The sequence below is a fragment of the Pseudomonas sp. LAIL14HWK12:I7 genome, from assembly GCF_000483465.1.
GTDB classification, from domain to species: Bacteria; Pseudomonadota; Gammaproteobacteria; order Pseudomonadales; family Pseudomonadaceae; genus Aquipseudomonas; species Aquipseudomonas kermanshahensis.
On the sequence record NZ_KI519605.1, the window covers coordinates 537832 to 553521 of the forward strand.

Annotated in this window: 11 protein-coding genes; 8 read left to right on the top strand and 3 right to left on the bottom strand. The window is 63.5% G+C overall.

Going from position 1 to position 15690, the window contains the following annotated elements:
* Positions 1-102 precede the first annotated feature (102 nt).
* Positions 103-2559: an EAL domain-containing protein gene (locus D886_RS0121885; RefSeq protein WP_027595942.1), complete on the top strand. Its 2457-nt coding sequence runs from the start codon at positions 103-105 to the stop codon at positions 2557-2559.
* Between the two features lie 62 nt (positions 2560-2621).
* Complete coding sequence (locus tag D886_RS0121890) at positions 2622-3407, top strand: TenA family transcriptional regulator (protein ID WP_027595943.1); 786 nt, start codon at positions 2622-2624, stop codon at positions 3405-3407.
* A 125-nt stretch (positions 3408-3532) separates the two neighbouring features.
* Here the strand turns inward: D886_RS0121890 and D886_RS0121895 are convergent, their stop codons facing one another.
* The 3 genes from D886_RS0121895 to ubiG form a co-directional block, all read right to left on the bottom strand.
* Complete coding sequence (locus D886_RS0121895; RefSeq protein ID WP_027595944.1) at positions 3533-4273, bottom strand: YciK family oxidoreductase; 741 nt, start codon at positions 4271-4273, stop codon at positions 3533-3535.
* Positions 4274-4427: 154 nt separating this feature from the next.
* Positions 4428-5099: an N-acetylmuramic acid 6-phosphate phosphatase MupP gene (gene mupP / locus D886_RS0121900; RefSeq protein WP_027595945.1), complete on the bottom strand. Its 672-nt coding sequence runs from the start codon at positions 5097-5099 to the stop codon at positions 4428-4430.
* Between the two features lie 2 nt (positions 5100-5101).
* On the bottom strand, positions 5102-5800 hold the full coding sequence (gene ubiG / locus D886_RS0121905; RefSeq protein ID WP_027595946.1) for a bifunctional 2-polyprenyl-6-hydroxyphenol methylase/3-demethylubiquinol 3-O-methyltransferase UbiG: 699 nt from the start codon (positions 5798-5800) through the stop codon (positions 5102-5104).
* A 110-nt stretch (positions 5801-5910) separates the two neighbouring features.
* Here ubiG and mtnA point away from each other — a divergent pair, with 110 nt between their 5' ends.
* The 6 genes from mtnA to cmk all read left to right on the top strand — a co-directional run bounded on the left by mtnA (position 5911) and on the right by cmk (position 15627).
* The gene (mtnA, locus tag D886_RS0121910) at positions 5911-6987 is read left to right on the top strand and encodes an S-methyl-5-thioribose-1-phosphate isomerase (protein ID WP_027595947.1); all 1077 of its coding nucleotides are present in this window, start codon (positions 5911-5913) and stop codon (positions 6985-6987) included.
* A gap of 356 nt (positions 6988-7343) precedes the next feature.
* Positions 7344-10106: a DNA gyrase subunit A gene (gene gyrA / locus D886_RS0121915; protein ID WP_027595948.1), complete on the top strand. Its 2763-nt coding sequence runs from the start codon at positions 7344-7346 to the stop codon at positions 10104-10106.
* A 263-nt stretch (positions 10107-10369) separates the two neighbouring features.
* The gene (gene serC / locus D886_RS0121920) at positions 10370-11455 is read left to right on the top strand and encodes a 3-phosphoserine/phosphohydroxythreonine transaminase (protein WP_027595949.1); all 1086 of its coding nucleotides are present in this window, start codon (positions 10370-10372) and stop codon (positions 11453-11455) included.
* Positions 11455-12549, top strand: a complete 1095-nt coding sequence (gene pheA, locus D886_RS0121925) for a prephenate dehydratase (protein ID WP_027595950.1) — start codon at positions 11455-11457, stop codon at positions 12547-12549. Before serC ends, pheA begins: the two co-directional genes overlap by 1 nt.
* Before the next feature lie 154 nt (positions 12550-12703).
* On the top strand, positions 12704-14944 hold the full coding sequence (locus tag D886_RS0121930; protein WP_027595951.1) for a bifunctional prephenate dehydrogenase/3-phosphoshikimate 1-carboxyvinyltransferase: 2241 nt from the start codon (positions 12704-12706) through the stop codon (positions 14942-14944).
* Positions 14941-15627: a (d)CMP kinase gene (gene cmk / locus D886_RS0121935; RefSeq protein WP_027595952.1), complete on the top strand. Its 687-nt coding sequence runs from the start codon at positions 14941-14943 to the stop codon at positions 15625-15627. The genes D886_RS0121930 and cmk overlap by 4 nt, the downstream gene beginning before the upstream one ends.
* The last annotated feature ends 63 nt before the right edge of the window (positions 15628-15690 follow it).

The window sequence follows — 15690 nt, forward strand, 5'->3', positions numbered from 1 at the left end:
CCATTCCTTGTCATAAAAAACCCCTCCACGCAGATGGCAAATGGCCTACGCTGTGCTTGTCTGGGTTGATTCGAGCCTTATCTGCTCTGTGACAGGGACTCCATGAAGGGACATCGCACTCTAGAAGCGCCGAAGCTGCTGGGTATCATCTGGCCCTTCATTGCCGTCGTGATCTTCCAGGCGGCATTGGCCGGTCTCAGCCTCTATACGCTATCGGCGGTACGCGCCTATGTCGCGGGCGAGAGCTTGTGGTCCAAGGCTCAGAAAGACGCCATCTACTACCTCAACCTGTACGCCGACAACCGCGACGAAAGCACTTACCAGCGCTATCGCCAGGCCATCACCGTGCCCCATGGCGATCACCAGTTGCGTGAAGTGCTCGACCAGCCCAATCCGGACTTGAACGCCGCGCGCGATGCCGTGTTGCAGGGGGGCAACCACCCCGACGACGTCGAACGCATCATCTGGTTCTATCGCAACTTCCGCAGCATCAGCTACATGCAGACGGCCATCGATTATTGGGACATCGGTGACCGCTACCTGGGCCAGTTGGATGTGCTGGCGGACGAGATGCGCACAGGCTTTGCCGGTGGCCAGGTCGATGCCGGCACGATCAGCGACTGGAAGGCCCGCATCGTCGCCATCAACGAAGGTGTGACGCCGGCCGCCAGGGCTTTCAGCGATGCCCTGGGCGAGGGTTCGCGCATGCTGCTGCAGGTGCTGCTGATCACCAACCTGCTGACTGCCTTGTTCCTCATTACCATTGCCTGGCGCCGCTCCAGCAAGTTGCTGGCCCAGCGCCAGGCGTTCGCCAGTGCCCTGCAGGCCGAAAAGGAGCGGGCGCAGATCACCCTGCAGGCGATTGGCGATGCGGTCATCACCACCGATGTCGATGGCTATATCGGCTACATGAACCCGGCGGCCGAGCAACTTACCCACTGGCAGGCCGGCCAAGCCCAAGGGCTGCCACTTTCGGCGCTGTTCAGCCTAGTGGACGAGCAGGCCGAAGAGGACGGCCGCAGCCTGGTCGAGCAGGTGCTCAGTGGCAGCCTGAAGGGCGGCGCCGAGCATGCCCGGTTGATCCAGCGCCTGGACGGCAGCACCGTGTCGATCAACCTGGTGGGCTCGCCCATTGTCAATGACGGGCAGGTCAGCGGCATCGTGCTGGTGCTGCACGACATGACCCAGGAGCGCCAGTACATCGCCAACCTGTCCTGGCAAGCGACCCATGACGCCTTGACCGGCCTGGCCAACCGCCGCGAGTTCGAATACCGCCTGGAGCAGGCGCTCAACGGCCTGGCACGTCAGGCTGGGCGGCATTCACTGATGTTCCTCGACCTCGACCAGTTCAAGCTGGTCAACGACACCTGTGGCCACGCGGCGGGCGACGAGTTGCTGCGCCATATTTGCGCCGTATTGCAGTCGGGGCTGCGCGAAGGGGACACCCTGGCCAGGCTGGGTGGCGATGAGTTCGGCGTGCTGCTGGAAAACTGCCCGCCGGACCAGGCCGAGCGAATTGCCGAGCAACTGCGCCAGATGGTCCAGAGCCTGCACTTTGTGTGGAAGGGGCGCCCGTTCGTCACCACCGTGAGCATTGGCCTGGTGAACATGGCGCAGGCCCCCGGTACCCTGGAGGCCTCGCTGCGCGCCGCCGACATGGCCTGCTACATGGCCAAGGAAAAGGGCCGCAACCGGGTGCAGGTGTACCACGCCGACGACAGCGAGCTGTCCATGCGCTTTGGCGAGATGGCCTGGATCCAGCGTTTGCACGTGGCCCTGGAAGAAAACCGCTTCTGCCTGTACGCCCAGGAAATCGCCGCGCTGAAGACCATCGAAGGCCCTGGCCATATCGAGATTCTGCTGCGCCTGCACGACGAGAGCGGCCGCACCATCCTGCCCAGCAGCTTCATCCCCGCCGCCGAGCGCTATGGCCTGATGACCGCCCTTGACCGCTGGGTGGTGCGCAATGTGTTCCAGGTGATTCGCCAGTGCCTGGACGAAGGGCGCGAAGGGCCGTTGTCCATGTGCGCGATCAACCTGTCGGGGTCGAGCATCGGCGACGACAACTTCCTCGAGTACTTGCAGCGCTTGTTCGTCGAGTACGCCATCCCGCCACGCATGATCTGCTTCGAGATCACCGAAACCAGCGCCATTGCCAACCTCGGCAGTGCCATTCGTTTCATCAACGAACTGAAAGGGCTGGGGTGCCGGTTCTCGCTCGACGACTTCTGTGCCGGCATGTCGTCGTTCGCCTATTTGAAGCATTTGCCTGTGGATTTCCTCAAGATCGACGGCAGTTTCGTCAAGGATATGCTCGACGACCCGGTCAACCGGGCCATGGTCGAGGTCATCAACCACATCGGCCATGTCATGGGTAAGCGGACCATCGCCGAGTTTGTCGAAACCCCCTTGATCGAACAGGCCCTGCAGGAAATTGGCGTGGATTACGCCCAGGGCTACCTGATCGAACGGCCCCAGGTGTTCACCTGTGACAGCCTGCAGCGCCAACGGATCGCCGCACGGCCTCTGTTGCAGCGGGCACCTGGCACGTTTCGTTAGCTAGACAGCGGCTTTCGCTGACACAACACGTCCGAAAAATCACAAGGAACAAGGAGCTGAAAGTGATTGATGCATTCGTTCGTATCGGGCCATTGATGGACCCCGCCAGTTACCCTCAATGGGCCCAGCAACTGATTGAAGAGTGCCGCGAAAGCAAGCGCCGGGTAGTCGAGCATGAGTTTTACCAGCGCCTGCGTGATGGCCAGTTGAAGCCTTCGACCATCCGCCAGTACCTGATTGGCGGCTGGCCAGTGGTCGAGCAGTTCTCCCTGTACATGGCCCATAACCTGACCAAGACCCGCTATGGCCGCCACCCCGGCGAAGACATGGCGCGGCGCTGGTTGATGCGCAACATCCGCGTCGAGCTCAACCATGCCGACTACTGGGTGCACTGGTGCCATGCCCATGGCGTTCACCTGCATGACCTGCAGGCACAGGAGGTGCCGCCAGAGTTGAATGGGCTCAATGACTGGTGCTGGCGGGTGTGTGCGACCGAAAACCTGGCGATTTCCATGGCGGCGACCAACTACGCCATCGAAGGCGCGACGGGGGAATGGTCTGCGGTGGTGTGCGCCAATGACACCTACGCCCAAGGCTTCCCGGAGGAGCAGCGCAAGCGCGCCATGAAGTGGCTGAAGATGCATGCGCAGTACGACGATGCGCACCCGTGGGAGGCGCTGGAAATCATCTGTACCTTGGCGGGGGAGAACCCGACGCTGGGGTTGCGTACCGAATTGCGCCGGGCGATCTGCAAGAGTTACGACTGCATGTACCTGTTCCTGGAGCGCTGCATGCAGTTGGAAGGGCGTCAGCAGGGGCGGGTGCGGCCGGCGTTGGCGGCGGGTTGATGGCCCCCTGTACTGGCCCTATCGCCGGCAAGCCGGCTCCCACAGAATTTCACCAAGCCAGAAGGCAATGAAACCCCTGTCGGAGCCGGCTTGCCGGCGATAGGGCCAGTACAGGCCACCCAAAATCACTGGGCGTTGAACGCCTGCCCATTCACCCCAGTGCTGTCTGGCCCCATCAGGTACAGGTACACCGGCATGATCTCTTCAGGCAGCGGGTTGTTCTGCGGGTTCTCGCTCGGGTAAGCCTGGGCCCGCATCGCCGTGCGTGTGGCGCCCGGGTTGATGCTGTTGGAGCGCACCGGCGCAACCCCTTCCAGTTCGTCGGCCAAGGTCTGCATCAGGCCTTCGGTAGCGAACTTCGACACCCCGTAGGCGCCCCAGTAGGCCCGGCCTTTGCGCCCGACGCTGCTGGAGGTGAACACCACCGAGGCGTCCTCCGACAGCTTGAGCAGCGGCAGCAGGGTGCTGGTGAGCATGAAGGTGGCATCGACGTTGATGTGCATCACGCGCATGAAGTTGTCACCCGACAACTGCTCCAGTGGCGTGCGCGGGCCGATGATCGAGGCGTTGTTGAGCAGGCCATCCAGGCGCCCGAACTGGTCTTCGATCATGACTGCCAGCTCGTCATACTGGTGGGGCAGGGCGGTTTCCAGGTTGAACGGGATCACCACCGGTTGCGGGTGCCCAGCGGCCTCGATCTGGTCGTAGACCTCGTTGAGGTTGGCCTCGGTCTTCCCCAGCAGCAGCACGGTGGCACCGAGCGCGGCATAGGCCTTGGCAGCGGCGGCACCGATGCCGCGGCCGGCTCCGGTGACCAGGATGACCCGGCCTTGCAGCAGGTCGGGGCGGGCGGTGTAGTCGAACATTGTGTGGTCCTTCGAGTTCGTTGGCGCGGCACCTTACCCTGTGGGAGCGGGTTTACCCGCGAATGCGTCAGGTCAGGCAATCAAGCTGCCTGGTCCGGCCCTTTCGCGGGTAAACCCGCTCCCACAGGGACAAGGTAGGGGCTTGGAGTGAGGCTCAGCAGCCGCACAGCGCGCTGTCGATCACCTTGCGCAGTTCCAGCGGGTGGTCCACCACCACGTCGGCACCCCAGTTGTTCGGGTTGTCCTCTGGATGAATATAGCCGTAGCGCACCGCCGCCGTGCGGGTGCCGGCATCGCGGCCAGACTCGATGTCGCGCAGGTCGTCGCCGACGAACAGCACGCTGGCCGGGTCCAGGTTCAAGGTTTTGCAGGCCAGGATCAGCGGCTCGGGGTCGGGCTTGCTGTTTTTCACGTGGTCCGGGCAGATCAGCAGCGCCGAGCGCTCGGCCAGGCCCAGGCGCTGCATGATCGGCTCGGCAAAACGTACCGGCTTGTTGGTGACCACGCCCCACAGCAGGTTGCCTTTCTCGATGTCGGCCAGCAGCTCTGCCATACCGTCGAACAGCTTGCTGTGCACCGCGCAGTCGCGCTGGTAGCGCTCGAGAAACTCCAGGCGCAGGGCCTCGAAGCCTTCAGCCTCGGGGTCCATGGCGAAGGTGGTGGCGACCATGGCACGGGCACCGCCGGAAATAACCCCGCGAATCAGGTTGTCGTCCACGGCCGGCAAGCCGCGCTCGGCGAGCATGGCCTGGCAGATGGCGATGAAGTCCGGCGCCGTGTCGAGCAGGGTGCCGTCCATGTCGAAGAGTACTGCTCGCAAACGCATGCTCATTCCTCGCGCAGGGTCTGGATCATGTAGTTGACGTCCACGTCGTTGCAAAGCTTGTAGTGCTTGGTCAACGGGTTGTAGGTCAGGCCGATGATGTCCTTGACTTCAAGGCCGGCAACACGGCTCCAGGCGCCCAGTTCGGACGGGCGGATGAACTTCTTGAAGTCGTGGGTGCCGCGCGGCAGCATCTTCAGGATGTACTCGGCGCCGACGATGGCCAGCAGGTAGGCCTTGGGGTTGCGGTTGATGGTGGAGAAAAACACCTGGCCGCCAGGCTTGACCATGCGGTAGCAAGCGCGAATCACCGACGACGGGTCGGGGACGTGCTCGAGCATTTCCAGGCAGGTGACCACGTCGAACTGCCCAGGCATCTCTTCGGCCAGTGCTTCGGCGGTGATCTGACGGTATTCAACTTCGACGCCGGACTCCAGTTGGTGCAACTGGGCCACTGCCAGCGGCGCCTCGCCCATGTCGATGCCGGTTACCGAGGCGCCACGCAGGGCCATGGATTCGCTGAGAATGCCGCCGCCGCAGCCCACGTCCAGCACTTTCTTGCCAGCCAGGCCGACCCGCTCGTCGATCCAGTTGACGCGCAACGGGTTGATTTCATGCAGCGGCTTGAACTCGCTTTCACGGTCCCACCAGCGGTGGGCCAAGGCTTCGAACTTGGCAATTTCGGCGTGGTCGACGTTGCTCATTTAAGAGTCCTCTGAAACTTCGCTAAATTGGGCCGGAGTATACCCGAGCGCTCAAGCCCGAGGGTCGCTATAATCGCCGGCTTTTGATATCCGAACGACGGGGAGAGGCGATGCGCGAGCGACTTTTGGCGGCGGAGAAGGTGACCGCGATCCGCTGGCAAGGCGGCGTTCTGCATCTGCTCGACCAGCGCCTGCTGCCCGCGCAGGAGGTCTGGCTGGCCTGCGACAATGTCGCGCAGGTGGTGAACGCGATCCGTGACATGGCGGTGCGCGGCGCGTCGGCCATCGGCATTGCCGCGGCCTACGGCCTGGTCCTCGCCCTGGAAGAGCGCCTGGCCGAGGGCGGCGACTGGGAGCAGGACCTGGAAGAAGACTTCCTCAGCCTGGCCGAGGCGCGGCCCACCGCCGCTAACCTGTTCTGGGCGCTGAACCGCATGCGTGAGCGCCTGCAGCGCTTGCGCCCGGAAGAAGACGTGCTGGCCGCGCTGCAAGCTGAGGCGGTAGCGATTCATGAAAGCGACCGTGAAGCCAACCTGACCATGGCCCAGTACGGCATCGAACTGATTCGCCGCCATCAGGGCAACGCCCAGACCCTGCTCACCTACGGCAATGCCGGCGCCCTGGCCAGTGGCGGTTTTGGCACCGCGCTGGGGGTGATCCGCGCGGGTTACCTGGAGGGCATGGTCGAGCGGGTGTATGCCGGCGAAACCCGCCCCTGGCTGCAAGGCTCGCGCCTGACCGCCTGGGAGTTGGCCAACGAGGGCATTCCGGTGACGTTGTGCGCCGATTCGGCCCTGGCCCACCTGATGAAGAGCAAGGGCATCACCTGGGTCGTGGTCGGTGCCGACTGCATCGCGGCCAATGGTGATGTGGCGAGCAAGATCGGCACCTACCAGCTCGCGGTCAGTGCCATGCACCACGGCGTGCGCTTCATGGTCGTGGCGCCGAGCACCAGCATCGACCTGAACCTGGCCACCGGCGAGGACATCCCGCTTGAAGAGCGCGATGCAGACGAGCTGCTGGATTACGCCGGCACCCGCGTGGCGCCGCAGGTGGAGGTGTTCAACCCGGTGTTCGACGTGACCCCGGCCGACCTGATCGACGTGATCGTGACCGAGAAGGGTATCGTCGAACGCCCGGATACCGCCAAGCTGGCTCAGTTGATGTGCCGCAAGCGTTTGCACTGAGGGGTGTGGCTACACATTTCTCTGTAGGAGCAGCCTTGTGCTGCGAAGAGGCCAGTACCGGCGCCGGGTATTTCTGCTGCTTGCATCGGCCTCTTCGCAGCGCAAGGCTGCTCCTGCATGAGCCTTGCACAACCTGTAGTGTCAAGGCCTGCCACATCTCCCCACCCGCACTGCCTTTGTGATAACATCCGGCAGTTTCCAAGACCGCCCATCACGGCGGCCAAATTTGCGCAGATCCATGGCACAACTCATTGATTTGTCGTAAGTCGTCGCAGCACTGCGCGTCGCGACGGCGAGCTTCGTTCGGCCCTTGATGGCGCTGCGAAGTTTCACCAGAAAAAGGAATCAGGCTTCTCATGGGCGAACTGGCCAAAGAAATCCTCCCGGTCAATATCGAAGACGAACTGAGACAGTCTTACCTCGACTACGCGATGAGCGTGATTGTCGGGCGAGCGCTGCCCGATGCGCGTGACGGCTTGAAGCCCGTGCATCGTCGCGTTCTCTTTGCGATGAGCGAACTGGGCAACGACTGGAACAAACCGTACAAGAAGTCCGCCCGTGTGGTCGGTGACGTGATCGGTAAGTACCACCCGCACGGCGACACTGCGGTCTACGACACCATCGTGCGTATGGCCCAGCCGTTCTCGCTGCGTTACCTGCTGGTCGACGGCCAGGGCAACTTCGGTTCGGTCGACGGCGACAACGCCGCGGCCATGCGATACACCGAAGTGCGCATGGCCAAGCTGGCGCACGAGCTGCTGGCCGACCTGCACAAAGAAACCGTCGACTGGGTGCCCAACTACGACGGCACCGAGCAGATCCCGGCAGTCATGCCGACCCGTATTCCCAACCTGCTGGTCAACGGTTCCAGCGGTATCGCCGTGGGCATGGCGACCAACATCCCGCCGCACAACCTCGGCGAGGTCATCGACGGCTGCCTGGCGCTGATCGACAACCCGGATGTCACCATCGATGAGCTGATGCAGTTCATCCCTGGCCCAGACTTCCCGACTGCCGGCATCATCAACGGCCGCCAGGGCATCATCGAGGCCTACCGCACCGGCCGTGGCCGCATTTACATGCGTGCCCGTTCCGAAGTCGAAGACATCGACAAGGTCGGTGGCCGCCAGCAGATCGTCGTCACCGAGCTGCCGTACCAGCTGAACAAGGCGCGTCTGATCGAGAAGATCGCCGAGCTGGTCAAAGAGAAGAAGATCGAAGGCATTACCGAGCTGCGTGACGAGTCCGACAAGGACGGCATGCGCATCGTCATCGAGCTGCGTCGCGGCGAGGTGCCGGAGGTGGTGCTCAACAACCTCTACCAGCAGACCCAGCTGCAGAGCGTGTTCGGCATCAACGTCGTGGCCCTGATCGACGGCCGCCCGCGTCTGCTCAACCTCAAGGACCTGCTCGAAGCGTTCGTCCGCCACCGCCGTGAAGTGGTGACGCGCCGTACCGTGTTCGAGCTGCGCAAGGCCCGTGAGCGTGGCCACATCCTTGAAGGCCAAGCGGTCGCGCTGTCCAACATCGACCCGGTCATCGCCCTGATCAAGGCCTCGCCGACGCCGTCGGAAGCCAAGGAAGCGTTGATTTCCACTGCCTGGGAATCCAGCGCTGTGCAGGTCATGGTCGAGCGCGCCGGCGCCGATTCCTGCCGCCCTGAAGACCTCCCGGAGCAGTTCGGCCTGCGCGAGGGCAAGTACTACCTGTCGCCGGAACAGGCCCAGGCGATTCTTGACCTGCGTCTGCACCGCCTGACCGGCCTGGAGCACGAGAAGCTGCTGGCCGAGTACCAGGAAATCCTCGAGCAGATCGGCGAACTGATCCGCATCCTCAGCAGCGCCGAGCGCCTGATGGAAGTGATCCGCGAAGAGCTCGAAGCCATCCGCGCCGAATACGGCGATGCGCGCCGCACCGAGATCCTCAACGCCAGCCACGACCTCAACTACGGCGACATGATCCCGGAAGAAGAGCGCGTGGTGACCATCTCCCACGGTGGCTATGCCAAGACCCAGCCACTGTCCGCCTACCAGGCCCAGCGCCGTGGCGGCAAGGGCAAGTCGGCGACCGGCGTGAAGGACGAGGACTACATCGAGCACCTGTTGGTCGCCAACAGCCACGCCACCCTGTTGCTGTTCTCCAGCAAGGGCAAGGTGTACTGGAAGAAGACCTACGAGATCCCCGAAGCGTCCCGTGCTGCCCGTGGCCGTCCGCTGGTCAACCTGCTGCCGCTGGAAGAGGGTGAGCGCATCACTGCGATGCTGCAGATCGACCTCGAGGCCCTGCAGCAAAGCGCCGACCTGGACGAAGAGCTGGACGAGGCCGATGACACCGTGCTCGAAGGTGAGCTGGTAGAGGCCGAGGAAGTCGACGAAGAAGACGGCGACACCCCGGAGTGGTCTGCTGAGCCGACCGGTGCCTATATCTTCATGGCCACCGCTTCCGGTACCGTCAAGAAGACCCCGCTGGCCCAGTTTGCCCGCCCACGCACCAGCGGCCTGATCGCCCTGAAGCTGAAAGAAGGCGACACCTTGATTGCCGCGGCCATCACCGACGGTGCCAAGGAAGTCATGATGTTCTCCGACGCCGGCAAGGTGATCCGCTTCGCTGAAAGCGTGGTGCGCGAAATGGGCCGTACCGCCCGTGGTGTGCGCGGCATGAAGCTGGGCAAAGGGCAGCAGATCATTTCGATGCTGATCCCTGAGTCCGGTGCGCAGATCCTCACCGCGTCCGAGCGTGGTTACGGCAAGCGTACGCCGCTGTCCAAGTTCCCGCGTCGCGGCCGTGGTGGCCAGGGCGTGATCGCCATGGGTACCAAGGGGCGCAACGGTCTGTTGATCGGCGCTATCCAGGTTCAGGAAGGCGAAGAGATCATGCTCATCTCCGACCAGGGCACCTTGGTGCGCACACGGGTTGGCGAAGTGTCCAGCCTGAGCCGTAACACCCAGGGTGTGACGCTGATCAAGCTGGCGGCTGACGAAACGCTGGTGGGCCTGGAGCGGATTCAGGAGCCTTCCGAAGAAGAGCTCGACGAACTGGTCGAGGCGGATGCGCAAGGCGAAGCGCCGGAGGCTGTCGATGACGACAGCGCGGGCGCCGAAGAGGCACCGCAAGAGTAAGCAAGCGCAACAACCCGAGCGGGGCGACCAAGGTCGCCCCGTTTGACTGATTAGAGGCAGTCAATGGGGCCGCTATGCGGCCCATCGCCGGCAAGCCGGCTCCCACAAGTGAAGCGCATGTCGTGAGCCTTTCGACATGCCTGTGGGAGCTGGCTTGCCGGCGATGGGCTGCACAGCAGCCCCATTACAGCCAGCCTGTCCCCGTAGGGGGGTACGGGCCTGCAAGTTACGATTTGTTCTATTTTGGCAGAGCGAGAGTGGATGTGAGCAAACGAGCCTTTAACTTCTGCGCAGGCCCTGCTGCGCTTCCTGACGCTGTCCTGCAGCGCGCCCAGGCCGAAATGCTGGACTGGCGCGGCAAGGGCTTGTCGGTGATGGAAATGAGCCATCGCAGCGACGATTACGTGGCCATCGCCGAGAAGGCCGAGCAGGACCTGCGTGACTTGCTGTCCGTCCCCTCCAACTACAAGGTCCTGTTCCTGCAGGGCGGTGCCAGCCAGCAGTTCGCCGAGATCCCGCTGAACTTGCTGCCGGAAAACGGTACCGCCGACTACGTCGAAACCGGTATCTGGTCGAAGAAGGCCATCGAGGAAGGGCGCCGTTTCGGCAACATCAATGTCGCCGCCAGCGCCAAGCCTTACGACTACCTCGCCATCCCAGGCCAGAACGACTGGAACCTGACCAAGAACGCTGCCTACGTGCACTATGCGTCCAACGAGACCATCGGTGGCCTGCAGTTCGACTGGGTGCCAGAGACCGGTGACGTTCCGCTGGTGGTCGACATGTCGTCCGATATCCTCTCTCGCCCGATCGACGTCTCGCAGTACGGCCTGATCTACGCCGGTGCGCAGAAAAACATCGGCCCGAGCGGCCTGGTGGTGGTGATCGTGCGCGAAGACCTGCTGGGCCACGCCCGCAGCAGCTGCCCGACCATGCTCGACTACAAGGTGTCGGCCGACAACGGCTCGATGTACAACACCCCGGCCACCTATTCCTGGTACCTCTCGGGCCTGGTGTTCGAGTGGCTCAAGGAGCAGGGTGGCGTCGAGGCCATGGAGCAGCGCAACCGCGCCAAGAAAGACCGCCTGTACGGCTTCATCGACGCCAGCGACTTCTACACCAACCCGATCAGCGTCAACGCCCGTTCGTGGATGAACGTGCCGTTCCGCCTGGCCGACGAGCGCCTGGACAAGGCCTTCCTGGCCGGCGCCGACGCCCGTGGCCTGCTCAACCTCAAGGGCCATCGCTCGGTCGGCGGCATGCGTGCCTCGATCTACAACGCCCTGGGCCTGGAAGCGGTTGAAGCGCTGGTTGGCTACATGGCTGAATTCGAGAAGGAGCACGGCTGATGTCCGAACACGAGCTCAAGGCGCTGCGCGTGCGCATCGACAGCCTCGACGAGAAGATCCTCGAGCTGATCAGCGAGCGCGCCCGTTGCGCCCAGGAAGTGGCGCGGGTCAAGACCGCCTCGCTCGCCGAAGGTGAAAAGCCGGTGTTCTACCGCCCCGAGCGTGAGGCTGCGGTACTGAAGCGGGTCATGGAGCGCAACAAGGGGCCGCTGGGCAACGAAGAGATGGCGCGGCTGTTCCGCGAAATCATGTCGTCCTGCCTGGCCCTGGAAGAGCCGCTGAAAATCGCCTACCTGGGCCCTGAAGGTACCTTCACCCAGGCAGCGGCGATGAAGCACTTCGGCCATGCCGTGATCAGCCGCCCGATGGCGGCCATCGACGAAGTGTTCCGCGAAGTGGCGGCCGGTGCCGTCAACTTCGGCGTGGTGCCGGTGGAAAACTCCACCGAGGGCGCGGTCAGCCACACCCTGGACAGCTTCCTTGAGCACGACATGGTGATCTGCGGTGAAGTCGAGCTGCGCATCCACCACCACCTGCTGGTGGGTGAGAGCACCAAGACCGACAGCATCACCCGCATCTACTCCCACGCCCAGTCGCTGGCCCAGTGCCGCAAGTGGCTGGATGCGCACTACCCGAACGTAGAGCGCGTGGCGGTTTCGAGCAACGCCGAAGCGGCCAAGCGGGTCAAGGGTGAGTGGAATTCGGCAGCGATCGCCGGTGATATGGCGGCGAACCTGTATGGCCTGACCCGTCTGGCCGAGAAGATCGAAGACCGTCCGGACAACTCGACGCGCTTCCTGATGATCGGTAACCAGGAAGTACCGCCGACCGGCGACGACAAGACCTCGATCATCGTCTCGATGAGCAACAAGCCGGGGGCCTTGCACGAGCTGCTGGTGCCGTTCCACGAGAACGGTATCGACCTGACCCGCATCGAGACGCGCCCGTCGCGCAGCGGCAAGTGGACGTACGTGTTCTTCATCGACTTCGTCGGCCACCACCGCGACCCGTTGATCAAGGCAGTGCTGGAGGCGATCAGCCAAGAGGCTGTGGGGCTGAAGGTGCTGGGGTCTTATCCGAAGGCGGTGCTGTAAATGAGCTTGTCGGGGCCGCTTTGCGCCCCATCGCAGGCAAGCCAGCTCCTACAAGGATCGGCGCTGTACCTGTAGGAGCTGGCTTGCCTGCGATGGGCTGCACAGCAGCCCCGGCGGCCCACACTGTCTTGATTTCTGAACAGGGTTCGCACTCGTGGTAAATGCAGTAATAACCAAACCCGCACCGCTCATCGGTCGCCTTGTCGTCGTCGGCCTGGGCCTGATCGGCGGCTCCTTCGCCAAGGGCTTGCGCGAAAGCGGCCTGTGCCGCGAAGTGGTCGGCGTCGACCTGGATGCCCCCTCGCGCAAGCAGGCCGTGGCCCTGGGTGTGGTCGACCGCTGTGAAGAAGACCTCGCCGCCGCCTGTGTCGGTGCCGATGTCATCCAGCTGGCCGTGCCGATCCTGGCCATGGAAAAGCTGCTGGCACGTCTGGCACAGCTCGACCTGGGCGATGCCGTCATCACCGATGTCGGCAGCGCCAAGGGCAATGTGGTGCGCGCCGCCCGTGAAGTCCTGGGTGAGCGCCTGTCGCGCTTCGTCCCCGGCCACCCGATTGCCGGTTCCGAGCAGAGCGGGGTAGAGGCCTCCAACGCCGCCCTGTTCCGTCGCCACAAGGTCATCCTCACGCCGCTGCCGGACACCGACCCCGCCGCCCTGGCCACGGTAGACCGCCTGTGGCGCGCATTGGATGCCGATGTCGAGCACATGCCGGTCGAGCGCCATGACGAAGTCCTGGCCGCCACCAGCCACCTGCCGCACTTGCTGGCCTTCGGCCTGGTCGATTCGCTGGCCAAGCGCAATGAAAACCTCGAGATCTTCCGGTACGCTGCGGGAGGCTTCCGCGATTTCACGAGAATCGCCGGCAGCGACCCGACCATGTGGCACGACATCTTTCTCGCCAACCGCGAAGCCGTCCTGCGCACGCTTGATACATATCGCAGCGATCTCGACGCCTTGCGCGACGCGATCGATGCAGGGGACGGGCACCAGCTGCTGGGTGTATTCACCCGCGCACGCGTTGCCCGCGAGCATTTCAGTAAAATCCTGGCCCGCCGGGCCTATGTGGACGCTATGAACGCCAACGATCTGATTTTCCTGGCCCAACCGGGTGGCCGCCTGACCGGGCGAATCCGCGTACCGGGCGACAAGTCGATTTCTCACCGCTCGATCATGCTCGGCTCGCTGGCCGAAGGCACGACCGAGGTCGAAGGGTTCCTCGAAGGTGAGGATGCGCTGGCGACCTTGCAAGCCTTCCGTGACATGGGGGTGGTCATCGAAGGCCCGAACCAGGGTCGCGTAACCATCCATGGGGTCGGCCTGCACGGCCTCAAGCCGCCACCTGGGCCGATCTACGTGGGTAACTCCGGCACCTCGATGCGCTTGCTCTCTGGCCTGTTGGCCGGTCAGCCGTTCGACGTGACCATGACCGGTGATGCCTCGCTGTCCAAGCGCCCGATGAACCGCGTGGCCAACCCGCTGCGCGAAATGGGCGCAGTGGTCGAGACTGGCCCTGAAGGCCGTCCGCCACTCACCATCCGTGGTGGCAACAAGCTCAAGGCGCTGACCTATACGCTGCCGATGGCCAGTGCCCAGGTCAAATCGTGCCTGCTGCTGGCTGGTCTGTATGCCGAAGGCAAGACCACTGTCACCGAACCTGCACCGACCCGTGACCACACCGAGCGCATGCTGCGCGGCTTTGGTTACGCAGTCGAGTCCAATGGCCCGGTGGCTTCGCTGCAGTCTGGCGGCAAGCTCACGGCAACCCGCATCGAAGTGCCTGCCGATATTTCGTCGGCGGCGTTCTTCCTGGTCGCGGCCTCGATCGCTCAAGGCTCGGAGCTGGTGCTCGAGCATGTCGGCATCAACCCGACCCGTACCGGCGTGATCGACATCCTGCGCCTGATGGGCGGTGACATCACCCTGGAAAACCAGCGTGAAGTGGGTGGCGAGCCGGTGGCTGACCTGCGTGTGCGCGGTGCTCAACTCAAGGGTATCGACATCCCCGAAAACCTGGTGCCGCTGGCCATCGACGAGTTCCCGGTACTGTTCGTTGCCGCGGCCTGTGCCGAAGGGCGCACCGTGCTGCGTGGCGCCGAAGAGCTGCGGGTCAAGGAATCCGACCGCATCCAGGTCATGGCCGATGGGCTGATCAGCCTGGGCGTGAAGTGCGAGCCGACCCCGGACGGCATCATCATCGACGGCGGCCAGATCGGCGGCGGCGAAGTGCACGGCCACGGTGACCACCGTATCGCCATGGCCTTCAGCGTTGCCTCGCTGCGTGCCACTGCGCCGATTCGCATCCATGATTGCGCCAACGTCGCCACCTCGTTCCCTAACTTCCTGGCGCTGTGTGCCGAAGTCGGTATCCGCGTGGCTGAAGAGGGCAAGTCGTGAATTCGCAAGCAACAGTCATCACCATCGACGGGCCAAGCGGCTCGGGCAAGGGCACGGTCGCCGGTCTGCTGGCTCGCGAGCTGGGCTGGCGCCTGCTGGACTCCGGCGCGCTGTACCGTTTGCTGGCGTTCAATGCCAACAATCACGGCGTCGACCTGACCAACGAAGAGCTGCTCAAGCAACTCGCCGCCCATCTGGATGTGCAGTTCATCGCGGCCGAGCCCGGTAAGCTGCAACAGATCATCCTCGAGGGTGAGGACGTCAGCAGTGTCATCCGCACCGAAACCGTCGGCGCAGGCGCCTCGATGGTGGCCTCGCTGCCTGCCGTGCGGGACGCGTTGCTGTTGCGTCAGCGTGCATTCCGCGAGGCTCCGGGCCTGATCGCCGATGGTCGCGACATGGGTACCGTGGTGTTCCCGGATGCGCCCTTGAAGATTTTCCTGACCGCCAGCGCCGAGGAACGGGCACGTCGTCGTTACCTGCAGTTGAAGGGCAAAGGCGAAGATGTTAGTCTGTCGAGTCTGCTGGATGAGATTCGTGCACGTGATGAGCGTGACACCCAACGTGCAGTGGCCCCGCTGAAACCAGCGGCCGATGCCATTCAGTTGGACTCTACCGAGTTGTCCATCGAGCAGGTGTTGCAACGTATCAGGAGTGAGATCGCGCTTCGCGACCTTCACTGATAGCCAGGAGAGCAGGCAGGTGCACCAGTCAACGTCCTGTCGGCTTTCCTTTAAATAACGAAA

What these genes read in the sequence shown, in the direction of transcription:
- D886_RS0121885 (WP_027595942.1), top strand. Translation starts at nt 103, where the DNA reads ATGAAGGGACATCGCACTCTAGAAGCGCCGAAGCTGCTGGGTATCATC.
- D886_RS0121895 (WP_027595944.1), bottom strand. Translation starts at nt 4,273, where the DNA reads ATGTTCGACTACACCGCCCGCCCCGACCTGCTGCAAGGCCGGGTCATC.
- mupP (WP_027595945.1), bottom strand. Translation starts at nt 5,099, where the DNA reads ATGCGTTTGCGAGCAGTACTCTTCGACATGGACGGCACCCTGCTCGAC.
- ubiG (WP_027595946.1), bottom strand. Translation starts at nt 5,800, where the DNA reads ATGAGCAACGTCGACCACGCCGAAATTGCCAAGTTCGAAGCCTTGGCC.
- mtnA (WP_027595947.1), top strand. Translation starts at nt 5,911, where the DNA reads ATGCGCGAGCGACTTTTGGCGGCGGAGAAGGTGACCGCGATCCGCTGG.
- gyrA (WP_027595948.1), top strand. Translation starts at nt 7,344, where the DNA reads ATGGGCGAACTGGCCAAAGAAATCCTCCCGGTCAATATCGAAGACGAA.
- pheA (WP_027595950.1), top strand. Translation starts at nt 11,455, where the DNA reads ATGTCCGAACACGAGCTCAAGGCGCTGCGCGTGCGCATCGACAGCCTC.